Raw genomic sequence first — 16,589 nt, 5'->3', positions numbered from 1 at the left:
CCCCGTGCCCGCGCGATGAGCCTAGCTTGCGTCATCGCGCGCGATGTCAGTTTGACGGCCCATGCGGCGGGGCGGCCCCGGGTCCTTCAGGCGAACACCACGCCCGCCGTTCTCGCTGCGGGAATGCTCACCGATCAGATCCACGCCCGCGCGATTGAGCGCATCGACGACCTTGGTCAGCGAGTCCACCACGCCGCGGACGTTGCCCGTGGAGGCTTCCATCCGCTGGATCGTCGGCAGCGACACGCCGGCCAGCTCGGCCAAGGTTCTCTGATCTATCCCGAGCAGCGCTCGCGCTGCCCGCATCTGGAACGACGTGATCACGCTGGCCTCACGTGGCAGACACCATAAATGATGTCTGAGACAAAGACAATGATGTAAAATACATCACAAACTGATCTCGGACGCAAGCTGGAACCCGGCCCTCGCCGTTTGTTCCCTGCGCGCGCGAGCAAAGGTCCCGACGCGATCCGGCCCGCCATCCCGAGAGAGGATGACGGGCCGGCGCTGTTCGGCGCGGAGCGTTCGGCTCAGGCGGCGTCGCGATGGGAGGCGATGATGTGGTCGGCGGCGCGGCCGGTCACCTCGGCCATGTGGTCGAATTGGCGGGTGAAGCTGCCGGCGCCGGCCGTCGCCGAACGCAATTCGACGATCAACTCGCCGATCTCCGCCTCCGGCATCATCGCCCGGACGCAGTCCCAGCCCGGCCAGCCGTCACGGGTATCGAAGGACAGGATCTGGCCGCGCCGCGCCGACAGGATCGCGTTGATCCTGGCGGTCGCTTCCGTTGGGCAGACGATCTCGACGGTGTGAATCGGCTCCAGCAGCACCGGCTGGCATTGCGGCAGCCCCTCGCCGACGCCGACCCGCGCCGCGGTGCGGAACGCGAGGTCGGACGAATCCACGCTGTGATAGGAGCCGTCGGTGAGCGTCACCTCGACGTCGATCACCGGAAAGCCCAGGGGGCCGCGGGCCATTGCGTCGACGACGCCCTCCTCCACCGCCGGGATATAGTTGCGCGGCACCGCGCCGCCGACCACCTTCTCGGCAAAGCGGAAGCCTTCGCCGCGCGGCAGCGGCCTGATGTCGAGCACCACGTCGCCGAACTGGCCGTGGCCGCCGGACTGCTTCTTGTGGCGGCCGCGCTGCGTGATCGGCTTGCGGATGGTCTCCTGGTAGCCGATCGCGGGCTGGTGCGATTTGACGTTGACGCCGAAACGGTCGCGCAGCCGCTCCAGCGCGACGCGCAGATGCATCTCGCCCTGCCCCCACAGCACCGTGTCGTGGGTGCGCGGGTTCTGCACCATGGTCAGCGACGGATCCTCCTCGTGGAGCCGCTGCAAGGCCTGGCCGAGCTTGACGTCGTCCTTGCGGTCCACGGCGGCGATCGAGAGCGCCAGCACCGGCGGGCACGCCTCCACCTTTGCCAGCGGCGGTGGTGCCGTCTTGCCGGTCGCAACCGTATCGCCGGTCTTGACCGCATCGAGCTTGCCGAGCGCCACCGTGTCCCCGGCCTGGGCGCCCGCGCGCTTGCTGTCATAGGCGCCGGTGGCAGCCAGGATGCCGGACACGCGCGCCGCCTCGCCCGAGGCGGCATGCAGCGTCGCGCCGTCGTCGAGATGGCCGGACAGCACCCTCGTCAATGACAGCTTGCCGCCATGCTGCAGATGCAGCGTCTTGAAGACATAGCCGAGCGCCTCCTTGGTGTCCTTCACACCGAGCCGCTGCGCGGTCTCGGCGATTCCGGGCGCCTCGTGGCGCAGCGCCTTCATCAGCCGCAGCACGCCGTTCTCGCGCAACGCCGATCCGAGCAGCACCGGGCAGATCAATCCCTCGCGCAATTCGCGCGCCAGATCGTCGAACACGGCGTCGCGCGGCGGCGGGATGTCCTCCAGCAGCTGCTCCATCAGCGAATCGTCGTGATCGGCGAGCTTCTCCAGCATCGAGAAGCGCGCCTCCTTCTCGCGGTCGAGATCGCCGCCTTCGAGCGCGATCACCTCGGAGGCCTTATGCTCGCGATAGATGAAGGCGCGCTCCAGCGCGAGGTCGACGAACCCTTCGATCAATTCGCCGTTCCAGATCGGGATCTGGCGCAGCACCAGGGGCACGCGCGAGGCCGGCTGCAATGTGGCAAGCGTCTCCCTGATCCGCGCATTGGCGCGGTCGATCTTGTTGAGAAACAGGAAGCGCGGAATGCGCAGCTCCTCGAGCTCGCGCAGGATGATCTGCAATTGCGGCAGCTTCTTCTCGTCCGCCTCGCAGACCACGATGGCGGCATCGACCGCCGGCAGCGCGGCGCGCATGTCGTGGATGAACTCGATCGAGCCAGGACAGTCGAGGAAGGTGTAGCTGTCGCCCATGAAGGTCGTGGTCGCCGCCGTCATGGCGACGCTCATCTTGTGCTGACGTGCCTCCGGGCTGGCATCGCCGACGGAGGTGCCGGCGTCGACGCTGCCCGCGCGCGGGATCGCGCCGGTCCGCGCCAGGATCGCCTCCAAAAGAGTGGTTTTACCGCTTTGGAAAGGGCCCACCAGCGCGATGCACCGTGGACCTCGGGGACTTCTCAGGTCTTGTCCCATTCGCCGCCTCCTCGTTGTGGAGCTCGGCCCTTGATTGGGTCGGCAAAGCCGAATGCTCTGCCTCGGCTGCCGCTTTGGCAAGCAGGCGGCCTGCGAAAAACGTTGCTGCAGTGCGGGGGATCGCGCCGTCTTCCCGCACGATGGCGGGAAGAGCGCTGTTCAAGGCAAAGGGAAGATCACCGCCCCGGGCGCAATTCGAGGCTTTGCAGCCCCGCCGAGACGCTGAGGCCGACCTGGCCCTGGACGCTGAGCGGCTGCAGCGCGATCGAGTTGGCGGAGCCGCCGACCAGCACGTTGCCGCCGACACCGACACCGACCGCGGCCGAGCCCTGGGCGCCGGCATAGTCGCCGGAGAGATCGCCCGGCCCGAGCCGCGCGACCGGTGCATAGACCACCCAGGCCAGCAGCGATTCCTGGGTGATGCCGAGATCGAGGCCGACCTTGCGGATGGTCGCGACGTAGCGGTCCTCGGGCAGGCCGTCGGCGCGCAGCACGCAGCCGAGATGGGTCACCGAGCCGACGATGAAGCCGACACTGGCGCCGCCGCGGCATTCGAGGACACCGACCCGCACGCGATCTTGCGCCTGGGCAGCGCCGGTGCAGAGGACGATCGCAGCGGCGAGCCCGGCGAGGATGGTCGAGCGCATGAATAGAACTCCGGCTGAAATGAACGTGTGATGCAGACCCGTCGATCGGACGCACGATCACAGGGCGCCACATCTATGCCACAAGCCTTACAGTCGCACCAGATTCGCCGCGCCGTCGGCACGAGCCGGCGCGCCGACGCAGGCAGCGACTGCGACGCGTTCGCCTGGACGTGTCCGAGTCTCTCCGATCGAGGGTCTCAGCGATAGAAGCGCGAGAAGTAGGACGATGAACGGCTCGGGCTCGGGTGGATCGGCAGCAGCGGCACCAGCTCGACCTCGGTGATTCCGGCAGCGAGGTTCAAGCCGGTCTGCCCCTGCAGGCTGATCGGCTGCAGCGCCGCGGCGCGATCGGTGTCGCGCACCAGGAAGCTGCCGCCGAAGCCGACCAGAGCGGCAGCGTTGGCGGACAATCCGCCATAGCGCCCGCGCAGCTCGCTGCGGCCGAAATCGTTGACCGGTGCGCTGACCGCCCACGCCATCCTGGTCACATCCGTCAGGCCGAGATCGAGGCCGTAACGCCGGACCTTGGCGACATAGCGCTCCGGCTGGCGGCCCTGACTGCGAAACACGCAGCGCAGGCGGGACTGGGACATCACGAGCCTGCCGGAGGTCTTTCGTCCCTCGCATTCGAGCACGCCGGCGCGCATCGGCCGCCCCTGATGGGCCTGCGCGAGCGGCACGATCATCACCATCAACGCGATCGACAGCAGAAGCAGCCGCATCGAACTCCAACCCTACGCCACCAGACTTGTCGGCCGACAAAAGAAAGGCGCCATGTTCAAAACATGGCGCCTTTCGGCCTGGAAATTGGCTTCTGGTGTTTCGAGAAGGATGTTGCCCGATTACCTCAGATTGCCGCAGAAGCGCTGGATTCGCTTGCAGGCGTCCTCGAGGTCGGAGGTCTTGGTCGCGTAGGAGATGCGGAAGGCCGGGCCGAGGCCGAAGGCCGAGCCCTGCACCACGGCGACGCCCTCCGTCTCCAGCAGCTCGGTGACGAAGGCCTCGTCATTGTCGATCACCTTGCCCGACGGCGCGGTCTTGCCGATCGTCCCGGCGCAGGACGGATAGACGTAGAACGCGCCTTCCGGCCGCGGGCATTCGATGCCGTTCGCCTGGTTCAGCATCGACACCACGAGGTCGCGGCGCTCCTTGAACACCTTGTTGTTGGCCGGGATGAAGTCCTGCGGACCGTTCAGGGCCTCCACCGCCGCCCATTGCGCGATCGAGCACGGGTTCGAGGTCGACTGCGACTGGATCGTCGCCATCGCCTTGATCAGGTGCGCCGGGCCGCCGGCATAGCCGATGCGCCAGCCGGTCATGCAATAGGCCTTGGAGACGCCGTTCACGGTCAGCGTGCGGTCGAACAGCGAGGGCTCGACCTGCGCCGGCGTGGTGAACACGAAGTCGTCATAGACGAGGTGCTCGTACATGTCGTCGGTCATGATCCAGACATGCGGATGCTTGACCAGCACCTCGGTGAGCGCCTTCAGCTCGGCCTTGGTGTAGGCCGCGCCGGTCGGGTTCGACGGCGAGCACAGGATCAGCCACTTGGTCTTCGGCGTGATCGCCTTCTCCAGCGCCTCCGGCTGCAGCTTGAAGCCGTGGGCGGCGGTGCAGACCACCGGCACCGGCTCGCCGCCGGCGAGCGCGACCATCTCGGGATAGCTGACCCAGTACGGCGCCGGGATGATCACCTGGTCGCCGGGATTGATGGTCGCCATCAGCGCATTGTACAGCACCTGCTTGCCGCCGACGCCGACGATCACCTGGTTCGGCTTATAGGTGAGGCCGTTCTCGCGCTGGAACTTGCCGATGATGGCTTCCTTCAGCTCGGGGATGCCGTCGACCGCGGTATACTTGGTCTTGCCGTCCTGGATCGCCTTGATCGCGGCCTGCTTGATGTTGTCGGGCGTATCGAAATCCGGCTCGCCAGCGCCGAGGCCGATGACGTTGCGGCCCGCCGCTTTGAGGACGCGCGCTTTATCCGTGACCGCGATGGTCGCGGACGGCTTCACACGGTCGAGCGCAGCGGCGAGAAAGGACATCATCAGCTCCTATGCAGGCGTCGTGGATCACCCCCTCGGGGCCACGACCAGTCATGTCAGGGAAACGCCCATTTGTAGGGCCCCCAGCGCTGCATCGCAAGAAGCTTGGGCACATGGCTCCCAAGACTTTAGAGAACGTTAAAGCCGCCCCGTTAGCGTGGACCGACGATTATCCAGAGTCTCAGGCCGAAATGACCACTATCGGGTACGCCCTGCGATCCGGCGACTGGCTGACGGCCGCGCGGATCAAGTCCTACAGCTGGATTCTGCTCGCGGTCACGATCGCGGCAATCGCCGGCTGGATCGCGCTGTCCGATGGCCTGGTCGACCGCAACGGCAAGCCGATCGGCACCGACTTCTCCAATGTCTATGCGGCAGGCGTGCTGACCCTTCAGGGCAAGGCGGCCGACGCCTATGATCCGCCGCTGCAGCATGCGACGGAAAAGGCCGTATTCGACGGCCGCGACGTGCCGTTCTTCGGCTGGCACTACCCGCCGTTCTTCTTCGCGATCGCCGCCATCACCGCCCTGCTGCCCTATGCCGGAGGGCTCGCGCTCTGGGTCGTGTCGAGCCTGCTCGCATACCTCGCGGTCATGCGCGCAATCCTGCCGCGTTCCGGGACCCTGCTGGTCGCGACCGCCTTTCCCGCCGTGTTCGTCAACATCGGTCACGGCCAGAACGCGTTTTTCACCGCGGCGCTGCTCGGCGGCGCGCTGTTGCTGATGGAGCGCGGCCGGCCGTGGGCGGCCGGCGTCCTGATCGGCCTGCTCGCCTACAAGCCGCAATTCGGCGTGCTCATTCCCGTGGCGCTGCTCGCAGGCACGCGCTGGCCGACGATTGCTGCGGCAGCCGCCACGGTGGCCGCGCTGGTCGCGATCAGCTTCGCCGCGCTCGGCAGCGACGTCTGGCACGCCTTCTTCCAGTCGATGACCTTCACACAGAGCGTCGTGCTCGAGCAAGGCGGCACCGGCTGGGAGAAGATCCAGTCGGTGTTCTCGGCCGCGCGTCATTGGGGCGCCGATATCAGGTCCGCCTATGCGCTGCAGAGCCTGCTGGCGCTGTCGCTCGCGGCCGGACTTGCATGGCTGTGGCAGAGCGAGGCCGCGTTCGATCTCAAGGCTTCGGCACTGGCGAGCGCGAGCCTGCTGGCGACGCCCTATGTGCTCGACTACGACCTCGTCGTCGTCGCGGTCGCGATCATCTTCTTCGTCCGGCACGGCCTCGCGAACGGCTTTCGCGACTACGAGCTCAGCGTGCTCGCGGCCGCCTGGATCGTGCCGCTGCTCTCGCGCAGCGTCGCCGGGCTGACGACGATACCGCTGGGCCTCATCGTTCTGATGGCCCTGTTCGCGCTGACCCTGCGCCGCGCACTCACCGATCGCGCCGTCGAGATCGGTGGACACGCGCGCATCGCGCAGGCGTGATCTCGATTGTTTGAATCTATTGGAAAGTTGTTATTCGAGAGTGCAGTGCAGTAGCGCATTTCGACTTTTTCCATCCGCCGGCTCTTGCAGCCTGCGCCCATCGGCATCATTGTCTGGCCGCATTGCGGGACGATCTGGCGTCTGGATGTGCGATGCGTCCAACCTTTGATTCCTCGAACTCGAAATCGGCCGGATGTACAAGCTCTATTCGATGCAGCGGTCAGGCAACAGCTACAAGGTCCGCCTTGCGCTCGCGCTTCTGAACGCGCCCTATCAGGCGATCGAGATCGACATCCTGCGCGGCGAGAGCCGCACGCCGGATTTTCTCGCCAAGAATCCCAGCGGCCAGGTGCCGCTGCTGGAGGTCGGCGAGGACCGCTTCATCGCCGAATCGAACGCGATCCTCTGGTATGTCGCCGGCGGCACGCCGCTGGTGCCGGAGCAGCGCATCGAGCGCGCCGAAGCGCTGCAGTGGATGTTCTTCGAGCAGCATGCGCTGGAGCCGAACATCGGCGCCGCCTATTTCTGGCTGCTGCTGGTCAAGGGCGGGCGCGACCTGCAGACACATGCGCTCGAGGACTGGATGGAGCGCGGCTACGCCGCGCTCCAGGTGATGGAGAATCATCTCAAGAGCAACGACTACTTTGCCGCGAAGCAGCTGACGGTCGCCGACATCGCGCTCTACGGCTACACCCACGTCGCCGATCGCTGCGACTTCGACCTGTCGACCTTCCCGAAGATCCGCAACTGGCTGCGCCGCGTCGAACAGACACCCGGTTTCGTCGCGATGGATTGGCAGCCGGCGCTGATCGATTCGGCCGGCATCGCCGCCGACTACGGGTGAGGCATTCACCGTAAGACTACGGACCGTCCGTAGAACAGCGGGGAAAATACACGCTTCGGCGGGAACAAACACCGCCAGCGCCATGTTCCTGCCTTTTTTTCCGATTTGCCGCCGCAATCCTGCCCAGCGCGACCTTAGAATTTACCTCTGCGAGTGATTCGCTCGCGGATGTATGGGTAAGGGATTTCGACTTCATGTCCGGGTGGCGTCTTGCTTCCGTTCCGAGGTTCAGTTGGGTCCGCGGCCATGCGTCGCCGCAGGAGTCGAACCACCGTAGAGGGCTCCGTACGCCCGTCAGCGGCTTTCACGACCACGCAACGCTCACCCTTTCGCCCAGCCTGACCACCGCCGTGGTCGCAACGATCGCGGCCAGCACGCTCTCGTTGGGTGTCAGCGTCACCATCGCGGTGGTGTCGATCCGCGCCGTCTTGTCGATGCCCGCTTAACAGGAAGCCATTTTGACAACCCTTCGCGGTTTTCGCGACAACAGGCGATGATTGTCTCGCGCACAAAATGGCGATGAAATCAACGGTCGTAATCGTTGCCGTGACCCTGGCACTCGCGATCCTGCTGGCGGCGTCACTGCTGATCCTGATCGAGCGGCGGGGCGAGCTCTCGCTCTCGCCGCTGACCGAGGAAGATCGGTCCGTCTATGTCGAGCTGGTACGGCCGCCCGCCGCCGAACCGGTGCAGCCCGTCCCGGATTGATCGCCAACGCGGCTGCGCGTATCGAAGGTCCGTCGAGATTCAAACGGACGGCGAAGCCTTCATGCACGAAGCACTCACTGTGCGCGCCATCGCGCGCGACGACCATGATCACTGGCTGCCGCTCTGGGACGGCTACAATGCCTTCTACGGCCGTTCGGGGCCGACGGCGCTGCCGGCCGAGGTGACCGCGATGACATGGTCGCGCTTCTTCGATGCCGACGAGCCGGTCCATGCCCTGGTCGCCGAGAGCGGTGGCGAGTTGATCGGCCTGGCGCACTACCTGTTTCATCGCGCCACCACCACGATCGGGCCGCTCTGCTATCTCAACGACCTGTTCACGAGCGAGGCCGCCCGCGGCAAGGGCGTCGGACGGGCGCTGATCGAGGCGGTCTACCGCGAAGCGCGTCAGGCCGGTGCGCCGCGGGTCTATTGGCAGACGCACGAGACCAACACCACGGCACAGGCGCTCTACGACAAGATCGCCGAGCGCTCGGGCTTCATCGTCTACCGCAAGGCGCTGTGAACGGGCGGTGTCACGCCGCCGTCACGGGGCAGGCCTACGCTCCATCGAGCGCCTGATCATCCCCCGTCACCGGTCACGCGTTTCAGCGGTCCCCGTCAGTCGCCGTCTCTGACCGGGGCCGCATTTTTTTGTCTGGCCTTGGTCGTTGGACGTGGCGCGTCTCACGCTACGTTGGTCGTCGTGTTCTGCTGCTTCAATGGGACCTGCTGAGAAGCCTTCGCCTGCGCGACTTCGACGCACATTCTGACAGCCTCACCCATGCTCGCCGCGACCAGATCGGCCTTGGTGGCTTCCTGCAGCACCTTCGCGGCCTCCTGATCGACGTCGGCCGCGCAGCAGACCAACATCACTCTTGCCTTGGGGAGTCGTCGCTTCAAGCGACGAACGGAGTAGCGCATATGTGCAACGCCGGAATTGCCGATATAGATCAGGCAGGCAATCGCAACACCTGCGGGCTCGAGCTTGATGACGTTCGCCGTCGAGAGCGCCTCCGCTCCTGAGACCTTCGCGCCCAACCCGTGCACCGACGACAGTTGCGCGAGAATCACCGCCGCCGCTTCGTCGATCGGGGTTCGCCCGGCCACGCACAGGACCGGCTGCTCGCTCCGCCATCCTTCGGCGAGATTGTCCTTGCTGAGGATGGGTATCGTGTCGATTGCCCCACTGCTGGCCGAGCTGTCGACGGCCGATGCAGCTTCCGGATCGCTGGTGGTCTCGCGTTTCGCCAGCGGACCATCATTTTGATCGGAAAGATCGGCGGTCAACTCGGCGACGGCGTCACGGATCGTTGCAAGGCGATCATAGGCGAGCGCCCCTCGGTCGGCGTCGGCTTGGGCCAATTGCAGTCCCTTCACCGCGACCTCGTCGCAATAGGCAATCAACGAGCGCTCCTTCAAGAACTCCTCTGCCTTCTCGGCCGCTTCCGTCGGATCGTTCGCAAGCATGCGCTGGTAGAAGATCTCGGGAGGAGACAGCGCTGGACGATCACCGAACATGACGTCGAGGAACTCCAGGCGCTCCACATGTCGTCCGATGACGACCAGGCAGACCGTCAGCGGCGTCGCGAGCACCAACCCGATTGGGCCCCACAGCGCGGTCCAGAACGCGGCTGAAACGACCACCGCCACGGGGGACAGGCCCGTGCTGCGCCCATAGACCATCGGTTCGATGACGTGGCCGAGCAACGGCTCGACCACGAGAAACAGGGCCAAGGTCCAAATCAGCATCGACCAGCCAGGGTCGACCGCTGCCGCCAGAGCAAGCGGAAACGCCGCGGCGATGACGGCGCCGATATAGGGCACGAACCGAAGCGCTGCGGCGAGGATCCCCCAAAGGAGGGCGCTGGGGATGCCGATGAACCACAAGCCGACGCCGATCACGACGCCGAATCCGCCGTTCAGGGCGAGCTGGGTGAGGAACAGCCGGCTGAGCCTGTAAGCCGCATCATCGAGCGCCGCCGTGGTGCGCTGCAGGTCGGATGAGCCCGCAAGGCGAATGAGCCGATTCCGCAGGTCCTCGCGTTGAAGCAATATGAAGATCACGAAGATGATGATGATGCCGGTCGTCGCCAGCGGATGAATGAGCGGCGAAATCAGCGTGCGGAGACTGTCTAGCGCTCCGGGATCGGGCTGCCGGACCTCCACCGGGATCGGGGTCACAGGGACTGAGGAATTCGTTCGCAGTCCGCTCGGCGGCCGAGCCGCTTCCGGCTCATTCGGTTTGTCGAGTTCCTTGCCCAGATCCTTGAGCATGTCCGATGCACGCTCGAGCGTCCCTCTGCCGGCTTTGGTGTCGCGGAACGACTGGATCTTGTTGCTCATCGTCGATTGATAGTTCGGCAGCTCACTGGCAAGCTGGGTGAGCTGGGTGGCGAGCAGGCTGCCCAGTGTAAAGATCACGACGAATGCGAGAACGACCACGCTGACGACGGCCAGTCCGCGCGGGGCACGAAGCCGCTGCAGTTGCGCGACCAATGGCGCCAATACGAAGCTGAGCAGGATGGCCAGGGCCACGGGGACCAGGATATCGCGACCGAAATACAGCAGCGCGATGATGATGACCGCAAAAATGGCGACGGCCAGCGCGCTGATCAGCCCGAGAACTTCCTCTGGGGTGCGGACCTTGAGCGGCTGTCTGATGATCATCGAATCTCTCTCCGAACGAGGAAGGGCGGCGCGCGTCGCTCAAGCGGTCAGGCTGTCAACGTCGACGAAGGTGGCGCGTTGCAACGGAGGGAAGCTTCTGACGATGTCGCCGGCGCCGGTGGTCATATGCCGGAAGGTTCGTCCTCGATCCGAGCAACCATCCGGGCCTTCGCTAGAACAGAACGACCGAGGGCGCTGGCTGGCGCTGCCCGCCCTGCCGGACATTCGGCTTCCTGTTTCAGACACGCGATAACAGCCTCGTGAGGCTCCAGTTCCCGAGAGCGCCTGAGGTCGCATGCGCGTCTGCCGACGGCGACGACTGGTCAGCGTCGGCACACCGTCGCATCTCCGCGACTCAGCCGGAGCTTCACTGGGGCGTCGTCCTTGTTGATGTCAGCAGGTTCGGCGGTACGGCTTGCCCGGCGAGGCCCGGCGCGAGCAGCTTCCGAGGGCGCACGACCGGCGACCGTCCGGGTCCTGTCGGCCGCCGTGTCGTTCAGCGCAAATCAAGCGTCCGCTCGGCCGTGCTCAGCCAAGACGGGCCGCGGAGACGGATCTCGTCTGAATGGTGGACTCTGTCCTTGTCCTACGTCTTGCTGCCCACCGTTTGGCGGACCTCGAACCCCTCGAACTGCGGCGGGCCGAGATAGTGCACCTTGGTGTCGCCGGCCCGGTGGTGCGCGGCGCGGAAGGCTTCGGACCTGGTCCAGTCCTCGAACGCAGCTTTCGACGCCCAGATCGTGTGCGAGGCATACAGCGTATGGTCCTCCGCTTCCGGTCCCTTCAACAAGTGAAACTCGACGAAGCCCGGTACCTTGTCGAGATGGCTGTCGCGCGACAGCCAGACCTGCTCGAAGGCGGCCTCCGAGCCCTTGGCGACGCGAAAACGATTCATGGCGATGAACATGCTGATCTCCTGAGGGGTGAATGCCGCAGGTCGAGGAGTAGCAGACTTCGCGGTGCAATGCGCCAGCGGCGGTGGCCGCTGATGCCGCGATGTGGAATGCTTCAGAGCCCCGATCAGGACAGGGCGCAAGCGAGCCCTAGGCCACGAGCCCCTTGATCGGCTTCACGGCCGCGCTGTCCGGAAACACCGCGCCGCCGAGCGCGTGCTCGCCGATGCCGAGATGATCGGCGAGTACGCCCTTGAACACCGCGCGCAGATCCGTCGTCGGCGCAAGATCGCGTCCCTGGTAGAGGCTCGCCATCTTCAGCGTCGGCCAGTCGGCGATCACCCGCCCGCCCTTCACCGCGCCGCCGGCGAGCAGCGCAATCGTCCCGGTGCCATGATCGGTCCCCTGGGTGCCGTTGATCTTCGCCGTGCGCCCGAACTCGGTTGCGACCACCACGACCGTATCCCGCCAGCGCGGGCCAAGACCGCTCTCGAACTCGGCGAGCGCGCCGTCGAGGCCCGACAGGAGCTGCGCCAGCCGGCCGATTGCGCCGCCTTCATTGGCATGCGTATCCCAGCCGTCGAAGGCCAGCGCCGCGATGCGCGGACCATCATCCGCCGCGATCAGCTTCGCCGCGCCGCGCGCGACCTGGCGCATCGCCGCGATCTGGTTGCCGCCCGGCTTGGGCTTCATGTCGTCACCGAACGCGACCTTCTCGAGCTTCAGCCCTTGCGACAGCGCAGCCGCCAATGCGGGATCGCGATGCGCATAGAGGTCGACCAGCCGCGTCGCGGTGTCGTCATCGGCCTGCGGCAAGGTTACCGGCGCCCAGCCGACGGTGGGCGCTGCGCCGCGCAGCACCAGCGGTGCCGTCGGACCGACCGCGAGCGCGCCCGTGACGCGGGGGCCGCGCGGCAGCGCCTCGACTGCGCGGTTCAGCCAGCCCGATTGCACGCGGCCGGGACCGGCGAAGCCGCTTTCGAGCACGTCCTGGCCATCGAAATGCGAGCGCTCGCGATATGGTGTCGCGACCGCGTGAACCACGGCAGCCTGCTTGTCACGATACATGCGCGCGAATTCCGGCATCGACGGATGCAGCGCAAAGAACGAGTCGAGCGGCAGCGCCGGAGTTGGTCCCGCCGTCGTCAGCGCGATCGCGCCATGCAGTCCGGCGTAGTCGGGATCGCCGACCGGCGCGACGGTGGCGAGGCCATCGAGCGCGCCGCGCAGGATTACGACGATCAGGCGCGGATCGCGCTGGTCGGCGGCGCGGGCGAATTTCGGCAAATAGCCCCACGCGGCGAAGGACGCGCCTGCCAGCAGCAAGTGGCGTCGCGAGGTCAACAGCGAGGTCGCGATCCGGTCCATCGTCATCTCCTCTGGAATTCCGGCGACATCAACAGCAGCGCCAGCGCCTGCTGGCGCGACTCCGCGCGCTCGATGGTGCGGCGTGTCTCGGTCGACGCAGCATCGCCGGCGACGAGCTCGAGCAGCTCGCGCGGATCGAGATTGTTGCCGAGTCGGCCGCCGAGCTGCGACGAGATGTCCAGCCGCAGCTTCATGCCTTCCGGCGCGGCCCACACCGCATTGGTATCAGCGAATCCGTTTGGTCCCGCGGGCGTCCACAACGGCTGGCCCAGCGTGTTCAGGGAAGTGAGATAGAAGCCGGGATCCTCCGGCACGCGCGCCAGCAGCCGGCCGCCGGCGACCAGGAACTCATAGGGCGAGCGGATCTTGGTGAGCGGCGCCGACCAGGCATCGTCGGAGTCCACCAGCGCCAAGGTCAGCGCCTTGAGGTCGCCATCGCTCCTCCTGAACACGGCTTCGAGTTGCGCGACGAGCGCGGGCGGCGGATCGTCGGCAATGAAATGACGTGCGAGCTTGGCGGCGATGAACTTCGCGGTCGACGGATGCCGTGCGATGTCCGCGAGCGCAGCTTCGCCCTGGGCGAGGCCATCATCCGCATAGACCTTGCTGAGCAACGTCTGCGGCCCCGGCTGATGCGCATTGGCATTGAACACGAAGCTGCCGGGCGCCGCGTTGCGGGCGTTGCGGCCGGCGAAGCTCCAGCCGGTGATGATGCGCGCCAGCGAGGTCACGTCCTCCTGGCTGTAGCCGCCGCCGACACCCAGCGTGTGCAGCTCCATGATCTCGCGCGCGAGATTCTCGTTGAGGCCGCGCTTGCGGTTCTGGCCGGCACGCGAGTCCGGTCCGAGCGATTCCTGGTTGTCGAGAAAGAACAGCATCGCCGGATGCTGCTCGACCGCCTTCAGCATGTCGACGAAGCGCCCGAGCACGTGCGGCCGGATCGCCTCGCGCTCGAACGCGCCGGCCCACATCCGCGCCAACTCGCCCTTGCCGGCGGAGATGCAGAAATGATTCGACCAGAACGCCACCAGCCGCTCGGTGAAGCCGCAGTCGGCGAGCACCGCGCGCTGCAGCCGCGCCAGCGCTTCGGCACGGAACGTCTTCTGGACGACGTTGGGCGGCTGCTGGGCTTGCGCGGGCTTTGCCGGCGCTCCCTGCATCGCGGGTGCGGGGTCGGCACCGGCCGCTGGGGCCGCCGAGGGCGTTGCGGCCATGGCTTTGTCCGCGCCGTTCGTCGACAGGCCGCGCGTGGGGCTGGACGGATCCTGCGGCGCAGCCTCCGGCTTCGCGGCCTCGCGGGCCCGCTTGACCTCGTCCTGATAGGTGAAGACGGCAGCGGCGAGTGCTGCCGTCGGCTGCAGACCCGGCGCCTCCAGCAGCGCTCCATCGGGACGGCCGAGCTCGGCCTTGACGAAGCCGCGCGGGTCCGACGCCGCATTGACGAGATCGCCCGAGGCACCGCCACGCGCGCCGAAGCCGAAGCGATTCAATGCGACAAGAGCCGCTCGAGCATCACGCGCCATGCCACATCCTCGAGCCCGTCATCGCGGGAGCTCCCGAAACGCTGTGTTGCCGCGACCGCAGACTGCGATGGCGCGGCAGATTGTCACGCACTATACTTGCCCCTGCAGATGAACCGGACATGAAAAGGGCTGGTCGGACGTGGTTCCGAAGGTGACAAATCGTTTAGCGGACATGACCGCGCGGCAACTCATCTGCGAGTCGTGCGGCACGGCGTTCAGCTGCGATCCGGGCGGCTCCTGCTGGTGCTTCGACGAGACCGTGCGCCTGCCGCTGCCCAAGACCGGACAAAGCAATTTCAAGGACTGCCTGTGCGCCAGCTGCCTCAAGAGACTGGCCGGCAAACCGGAGCCGGGCTCGTGACGCGCTGGCACGTCGAAGCCGTCCTGCTCGACATGGATGGCACGCTGCTCGACACCGAGAAGGTCTATCTCGAAGCTGCGATCGCGGCGCTGAATGCGCTCGGCTACAACGACGGCGTCGTCGAGCTCTGCCATGCGATGATCGGCATTCCCGGACCCGACAACGAGCAGACCCTGCGCGACCATTTCGGCGACGATTTTCCGCTGGCCGAAGTCAACCGCCTGTTCGCGACCAAGACCGTCGAGATCCTGCAGGCGGGCATGCCGCTGAAGCCCGGCGTCATCGCGCTGCTCGATGCGATCGACGCGGTCGGCCTGCCCAAGGCCGTCGTCACCTCGTCCTCGCGCCGCACGGCCGCGGAGCATCTCCGCCTCGCCCGCATCGATCACCGCTTCGATGCGGTCCTGACGCGCGACGACGTGGCCCGCGCCAAACCGCATCCGGACCTCTATCTGCTTGCCGCGGAACGGCTGCGGACGCACGCGCCGGCCTGCGTCGCGATCGAGGATTCCAATCCCGGCGTCGCCTCGGCGCACGCCGCCGGCGCGATCACCTTGATGGTGCCGGACATCGTGCCGCCGAACGATCATTCGCGGGCGAATGCGGCGGCCGTGCTGCCGGATCTCGATGCCGCCATCGCGCTGCTCGCGCGCCGTTCGGTGTTGCCCCTCAGGACGTGACGTCATCTCGGCAGGCTGTGAATCGCCGTGCAGCCTTCTCATGAGCCATTTTCTTCAAACGCGGCCGAACACGGTCACGATCGGTTCACGTCGTTGCGCGCCGCCGGCGGTCCTATCGGATGCATTAACCCGCACGCACTACCGTGCAGGCGTTGGCGGATGGGCCTATTTCATGTTGCGATTCATTGGCGCCGCGGGTGCGGCATTTTTGGCTGCGTTCGCAGGTATGAGTTGGGCGGTCAGGGGATTTCCGCTTCCGGATGGACCGTGGCGGGGCATGATGCGGACAGCTTCGATTGAAACGGTCTCGAACCTTGCTGCGCCGGCGCCGGGGGGCGTGGCTGTCGTGGCTCCCCTATCCCCCACGGTCGACATGACCTTCGGCGGCCCGGAGGCAAAGGAGTTCGACCGCAAGGCGTGGCTCGCGCAGCACACCTCGCAGAGCGACAAGAATCCCAAGCTCGACGCGTTGCGCATGGACGCGTTGCAGGCCGCCACGGCCTACAAGCTGTCGCCGTGCGACCAGACCATGAAGCAGAACCTGGTGGACGCACTGACGGCCTACACCCGCGCCTATGTTGCCAAGCTGGATTGCAAGCGGCAGTTCTGGGGCGCAAAGATCTGCACCGACAAATCGCTCCAGGAGGCGGCCGACAGCGTCGGCACGCCGCTCGATCAGCGCGTGAAGGAGGCGTTGTTCGAAGCCTTCGAGGAGAGGGGGATCACCAAGGCGGACTTTCCGGCCGACGTGCGCGAGGAGGTCCCGCAATTCGCCGGACCCGCCTTCTGGTCCGACGAGTCGGCGGTGTGCCGGACGCGGCAGGCGCAACGGGACCGGCGATAGCAAACG

The 16,589-nt window shown here is 66.3% G+C and carries 16 protein-coding genes; 7 read left to right on the top strand and 9 right to left on the bottom strand.

All coding sequences use genetic code 11. The features are described 5' to 3' along the window. Positions 1–21 precede the first annotated feature (21 nt). The 5 genes from QW861_RS33380 to QW861_RS33360 all read right to left on the bottom strand — a co-directional run bounded on the left by QW861_RS33380 (position 22) and on the right by QW861_RS33360 (position 5,271). Complete coding sequence (locus QW861_RS33380; RefSeq protein WP_315714118.1) at positions 22–324, bottom strand: helix-turn-helix transcriptional regulator; 303 nt, start codon at positions 322–324, stop codon at positions 22–24. Positions 325–530: 206 nt separating this feature from the next. Continuing rightward, complete coding sequence (locus tag QW861_RS33375; RefSeq protein WP_315750067.1) at positions 531–2,579, bottom strand: elongation factor G; 2,049 nt, start codon at positions 2,577–2,579, stop codon at positions 531–533. Between the two features lie 176 nt (positions 2,580–2,755). Then, positions 2,756–3,226: a DUF992 domain-containing protein gene (locus QW861_RS33370; protein ID WP_315750066.1), complete on the bottom strand. Its 471-nt coding sequence runs from the start codon at positions 3,224–3,226 to the stop codon at positions 2,756–2,758. A 197-nt stretch (positions 3,227–3,423) separates the two neighbouring features. Continuing rightward, complete coding sequence (locus QW861_RS33365) at positions 3,424–3,948, bottom strand: DUF992 domain-containing protein (RefSeq protein WP_315714115.1); 525 nt, start codon at positions 3,946–3,948, stop codon at positions 3,424–3,426. 120 nt (positions 3,949–4,068) lie between these two features. After that, the gene (locus QW861_RS33360) at positions 4,069–5,271 is read right to left on the bottom strand and encodes a pyridoxal phosphate-dependent aminotransferase (protein WP_315714114.1); all 1,203 of its coding nucleotides are present in this window, start codon (positions 5,269–5,271) and stop codon (positions 4,069–4,071) included. 191 nt (positions 5,272–5,462) lie between these two features. On the opposite strand from QW861_RS33360, the gene QW861_RS33355 reads away from it, so the two are divergent. The 4 genes from QW861_RS33355 to QW861_RS33340 all read left to right on the top strand — a co-directional run bounded on the left by QW861_RS33355 (position 5,463) and on the right by QW861_RS33340 (position 8,770). Next, positions 5,463–6,695 (top strand): glycosyltransferase family 87 protein, encoded by a 1,233-nt coding sequence (locus QW861_RS33355; protein WP_316194017.1) that lies wholly within the window; start codon positions 5,463–5,465, stop codon positions 6,693–6,695. Positions 6,696–6,888: 193 nt separating this feature from the next. Further along, a complete protein-coding gene (locus QW861_RS33350; RefSeq protein WP_315714112.1) occupies positions 6,889–7,539 on the top strand; it encodes a glutathione S-transferase family protein in 651 nt (216 codons plus the stop codon). Between the two features lie 513 nt (positions 7,540–8,052). Then, a complete protein-coding gene (locus tag QW861_RS33345; RefSeq protein ID WP_315714111.1) occupies positions 8,053–8,247 on the top strand; it encodes a hypothetical protein in 195 nt (64 codons plus the stop codon). Between the two features lie 61 nt (positions 8,248–8,308). Continuing rightward, positions 8,309–8,770, top strand: a complete 462-nt coding sequence (locus QW861_RS33340) for a GNAT family N-acetyltransferase (protein WP_315750064.1) — start codon at positions 8,309–8,311, stop codon at positions 8,768–8,770. Between the two features lie 161 nt (positions 8,771–8,931). On the opposite strand, the gene QW861_RS33335 is transcribed toward QW861_RS33340, so the two are convergent. The 4 genes from QW861_RS33335 to QW861_RS33320 form a co-directional block, all read right to left on the bottom strand. Further along, a complete protein-coding gene (locus QW861_RS33335; protein WP_315750063.1) occupies positions 8,932–10,914 on the bottom strand; it encodes an AI-2E family transporter in 1,983 nt (660 codons plus the stop codon). A gap of 586 nt (positions 10,915–11,500) precedes the next feature. Continuing rightward, complete coding sequence (locus tag QW861_RS33330) at positions 11,501–11,821, bottom strand: antibiotic biosynthesis monooxygenase (protein ID WP_315714107.1); 321 nt, start codon at positions 11,819–11,821, stop codon at positions 11,501–11,503. A gap of 136 nt (positions 11,822–11,957) precedes the next feature. Beyond that, on the bottom strand, positions 11,958–13,181 hold the full coding sequence (locus tag QW861_RS33325) for a DUF1501 domain-containing protein (RefSeq protein WP_315750062.1): 1,224 nt from the start codon (positions 13,179–13,181) through the stop codon (positions 11,958–11,960). Beyond that, the gene (locus tag QW861_RS33320; RefSeq protein ID WP_316194016.1) at positions 13,178–14,698 is read right to left on the bottom strand and encodes a DUF1800 family protein; all 1,521 of its coding nucleotides are present in this window, start codon (positions 14,696–14,698) and stop codon (positions 13,178–13,180) included. Before QW861_RS33320 ends, QW861_RS33325 begins: the two co-directional genes overlap by 4 nt. A gap of 172 nt (positions 14,699–14,870) precedes the next feature. Here QW861_RS33320 and QW861_RS33315 point away from each other — a divergent pair, with 172 nt between their 5' ends. From QW861_RS33315 to QW861_RS33305, 3 genes are read left to right on the top strand one after another with little or no spacing between them, the layout of a single operon-like run. Continuing rightward, positions 14,871–15,059 carry a cysteine-rich CWC family protein gene (locus tag QW861_RS33315; RefSeq protein ID WP_409998621.1) on the top strand — a complete coding sequence of 63 codons (189 nt, stop codon included), beginning with the start codon at positions 14,871–14,873 and terminating at the stop codon, positions 15,057–15,059. Continuing rightward, on the top strand, positions 15,056–15,739 hold the full coding sequence (locus tag QW861_RS33310; RefSeq protein WP_315750059.1) for an HAD family phosphatase: 684 nt from the start codon (positions 15,056–15,058) through the stop codon (positions 15,737–15,739). Before QW861_RS33315 ends, QW861_RS33310 begins: the two co-directional genes overlap by 4 nt. A 40-nt stretch (positions 15,740–15,779) precedes the next feature. After that, positions 15,780–16,583: a hypothetical protein gene (locus QW861_RS33305; RefSeq protein ID WP_315750058.1), complete on the top strand. Its 804-nt coding sequence runs from the start codon at positions 15,780–15,782 to the stop codon at positions 16,581–16,583. Positions 16,584–16,589 lie beyond the last annotated feature (6 nt).

Source organism: Bradyrhizobium sp. SZCCHNRI1029 (assembly GCF_032487555.1).
Lineage (GTDB): Bacteria > Pseudomonadota > Alphaproteobacteria > Rhizobiales > Xanthobacteraceae > Bradyrhizobium.
This window is presented reverse-complemented; position numbering and strand designations above follow the sequence as displayed.